Source organism: Parcubacteria group bacterium CG10_big_fil_rev_8_21_14_0_10_36_14, from assembly GCA_002772895.1.
GTDB lineage: Bacteria > Patescibacteriota > Patescibacteriia.
The window spans coordinates 3,524-7,552 of the sequence record PFCS01000018.1; the positions used below are offsets into that span (position 1 = coordinate 3,524).

Here is a 4,029-nt window from a genome sequence, read left to right on the forward strand (position 1 = left end):
TATCCACTGCACCTAAAAAATCTGCGATTTTTTGTTGTTCTGAAATAGAGGGAAAAATAATAGGACAGCGCAAAACTTCATCTTTTCGTAAATTTGTTTGACTAACACCATTGTCAAATTTCAAATAATATTTATTTCTATTTAGTATACTAAACAAAAAAGGACTTATAATTTCTTTTGATTTGATTCCTCCAATTCGCTGATTAAGCGTATATCTTTCATCTTGATCTATTAAAAAACATTTAGCTATTGCTTTTCCATTTGGAATATCACTCATGACAATAGAAATATCATCTTTTTTTAATGGGGAAATCTCTTTATTTGAATATTTCTTTACTACGCCATTTGATGATATAAACTTTGAATTCACAACTATATATTTTCCACTTTCAGAAATATCTTTTTCATGTGCCTTACCATTCCAAAATTTTGCAACATCCCCCAACTTCTTCTCCTCCCACCCACCCAAAAAACCACCAAAACGTAATTTTGGGATTTTTTTAGATTCTGATTGTTTGGTCTTTGTAAGCATAATTATATCCTCTGCTAATCTCTGCTATATTTTATTTATTTTAATTCTTATAAAAATCCCGCTATTTCTAGGCATTTCTAATGCTCTGCTAATCTCTGCTAAAAAGAGCTCTCGTAATATGTATTTGACGATTGTCCCATTTGATTCAATAATCCAATTTCTCTCATTCTGACCAAGTCTGAACGAAGAGTTGCTGCTGATATATCTGGCAACAATCCTTCTACTTCCTTTCGCGTAATCCTTCTATTGTCCACTAAATGCTGCCAAATATATAATTGACGTTCATTAAGCTGACTAAGTTTTTCACCTGGTAAAATTACTCTAAAACTGTTTGATGTATTTTTAAATATTGGCGGAAGCAATCCCCACTCACTCATCTTTGTTATTACAATTCCTATACCTCGTCCATACTCTTCCATATAGTCCATCTCATTAAGACGCGCGGCAATAATTTTATTTCTGCTTACTTGAGAAGTTTTTATATTTTCAATAGTCACCCCAGGAGGCAAGTTGCCAGGATTAAATATCTCTATCCTGTCTTCAAATATATTAACCTGTGTATATGTTTCTGTAATTCTATAATCTCTATGTATAACAGCATTCGCAACAATTTCACGAATTGCTTTTTCTGGATATTCGTATCTTTCAACTCTTTTTGTGCCAACAATTTTCGCGCTATTTTTAATGTTCCGCAATACAAAAGAATGCATTAGTTCAATTTGCTCATCTAGCGTGCCAACAAGATCTGCCTTGTCTAAAATATCGCTAGAAACTCCAGACCCTCTATAACGCACACAACGAATTTTATATCTTTCAAATTGTAGTTTGTTTTGTGGATTTTCTTTAGCAAAAATTAAATACCCAGCAATAGTTGGTCTTAATACCTCATCACATACTTTTACTAATCCAATATTTTGCAAAACATTATCATCAATACCATTAAATTCTCTACCTGTTTTTTTAGCACTTTTACGTAAAAAATTCTCTATCTTTTTAAACGATAAATCATCCTTTGTGACATCATCTGAGCAATTACTATCAAAATTATCTATTTGAGCGTTACGTACATAACTTCGCATTTCATCTTCTGTCATTTGTCTGTCTGTATTACTATCTCTAATATATGCGCCTCTCGGCATACCAAGTTCTTTAATGTGATACGGTTTTGTCCGATTTTTACACTCAGGCACGTACACTGCTAATATAATCTTTTTCTGTATTTCAATATGATGGTAATCCAAGCGCAACACTTCACTCATTTCTACAGAAGACATAGCAGTCATTTTTTCTTGTAGTTCAGCAATATTATTTGCGCCCACAACTTCCAAAGTCTTATCCTTTTTTTCCTCGACTCCAAAAACAATCACCCCGCCCTTGGTGTTGCCAAATGCAGACAAAGTCTTTCTAGTTGATGTTTTTGGAAAACCTCCTCTAGCATCTTTAAATTCAACTAAAAGAGTCTCTGAATTTACAGACAATGCTTTTTCTGTTTCTAGTATTATTTGTTCTTTCTTCATAATTAAAACGGCTTATCAATTTTTAACTCATCGCAAAATCCTTCAATTTCATTTTGCAGACCCTTTTCATCTGAATAAAGTTTTTTTAATCTATCCGCAACCTGTTTAATATCAACAACAACCTCCTCCTCAAAAGTATCAATATACCGTGGAATATTAAGATTATATTCATTCTCCTTAATTTCATCCAAACTAGCCTTATGAGAATACTTTTCAATCTCCTTGCGATTCTTGTAAACATCAAAAATTTTATCAATATTTTCATTAGTTAGTTTATTTTGATTCTTTCCTTTTTCAAACTCCCTTGAAGCATCAATAAATAAAATATCCTCATCGTCCCTACGACACTTTTTAAACACAAGAATAGTCGCCGGAATAGAAGTTCCGTAAAAAAGATTAGAAGGCAAACCAATAACAGCATCAAGAAAATTTTGTTTTTCAATTATATACTTTCGTATATGCCCCTCAGCCCCACTGCGGAACAGCGCCCCATGTGGAAGAACAACAGCCATAGTGCCATTGTCTGCCAAATGATAAATCATATGCGTTACAAACGCGTAATCAGCCACGCTTTTAGGCGCTAATCTGCCATATTGAGAAAATCTATCATCATGAGCAAGCTCAGGATCATCATCACTTTTCCATTTTGTGGCAAAAGGCGGATTAGCAACAATAGCCTCGGCCTTAAGATCCGCATGCATATCCTCCTTTAAAGTATCGCCTTGCAAGATTTTAAAATGATCAAAATGCACGCCATGCAGAATCATATTCATGCGCGCGAGGTTATAAGTAGTAGGATTAAGTTCCTGCCCAAAATAACTTGCCACATCAGTAAAATCCCCAATGCGAAGCAAAAGAGAACCAGAACCGCAAGTTGGATCATAAACCGATTTCACGCGCTTTTTATCTTGAGTTACAATCTTAGCCAATATTCTAGAAACTTCAGCCGGAGTATAAAATTCACCGCCCTTTTTACCAGCACCAGCCGCGAACTTGCCAATTAAATATTCATACGCGTCCCCAAGCAAATCGCTTTTTGTATCCTCAAGTTTAAAATCTATATCATTCAAAAGCGAGAGAACCTCAACAACAACATCATTTTTATCCTTTTCGCGAGAACCAAGCTTAGTAGAAGTTAAATCCATGTCATCAAAAAGGCCTTTAAAATCATCCTCGCTGTCTGTGCCCGCGGAAGTCTTTTCAATATCATCAAGAATATTTTTTAAATCTTCAAGAATAAAACTGCTTTGGTCTTTTGTTTCCTTTTTTCCTTTTTTAACAATATGCGAAAAAAGTTCAGAAGGCATTAAAAAAAACCCAAGTTCCCCAAGGCATGCAATTTTTATTTCTTTTATATATTCTTTGCCTTCTTTGGTATTTTCTTTTATTTCCGCAAAACAAAATTTCTCGCCAATAAGAAGTTTTTCATTGACATATCTATCAAGTTTTTCAGATAAATATTTGTAGAAAATAAAACCAAGAATATAATTTTTGTATTCATCAGCATTCATCTTCCCGCGGAGCACATTTGCAACGCCCCACAACTTTTTTTCTAGCAATCTTTTTTGTTCTTCGGACATAATTTTTGTATTTAATATATCCTAACTCTACTCCAAAACCATCCAAATTTCAACCCAAAAATCAACGGCTCACCCGCCTGACCCATTGAATCCATCAAATCAACCCAACCTCAACCACAAGACCCTCTAAATCCGCGACAAGAGGATTTTCAAATTCTTCCCATCTTTCAATAAGCGCGCGAAGAACAGCAATATAGTTCGCAATTATATCTTTTTTAGGAGCATTAAAACGCGAGAACACATCATCCCCATCATGCCCATAATCATCCAGCAATTCCGAAACATTACTAATCACATCAGCGGACTTCACCCACAAAGTCGGACCCTGCATAATTTTTATACGCTCAAGCGCCTCCTGCTTGCGCTCATTCCATGGAAGATCCTTGTTTTGCTCAGAAAC

Annotated in this window: 3 protein-coding genes and 1 pseudogene (1 of these 4 running past the window's edge); all 4 read right to left on the minus strand. The window is 34.8% G+C overall.

Annotation, left to right across the window (positions count from 1 at the left end):
* Window positions 1-532, minus strand: a pseudogene (locus tag COU51_01435) (hypothetical protein) (it extends 713 nt beyond the left edge of the window).
* 98 nt (window positions 533-630) lie between these two features.
* Window positions 631-2,049, minus strand: a complete 1,419-nt coding sequence (locus COU51_01440; GenBank protein ID PIR66901.1) for a hypothetical protein — start codon at window positions 2,047-2,049, stop codon at window positions 631-633.
* Window positions 2,050-2,051: 2 nt separating this feature from the next.
* Window positions 2,052-3,629, minus strand: a complete 1,578-nt coding sequence (locus tag COU51_01445; protein PIR66902.1) for a type I restriction-modification system subunit M — start codon at window positions 3,627-3,629, stop codon at window positions 2,052-2,054.
* Window positions 3,630-3,723: 94 nt separating this feature from the next.
* The coding region (locus tag COU51_01450) for a hypothetical protein (protein ID PIR66903.1) at window positions 3,724-4,029 on the minus strand (306 nt) is incomplete at its 5' end.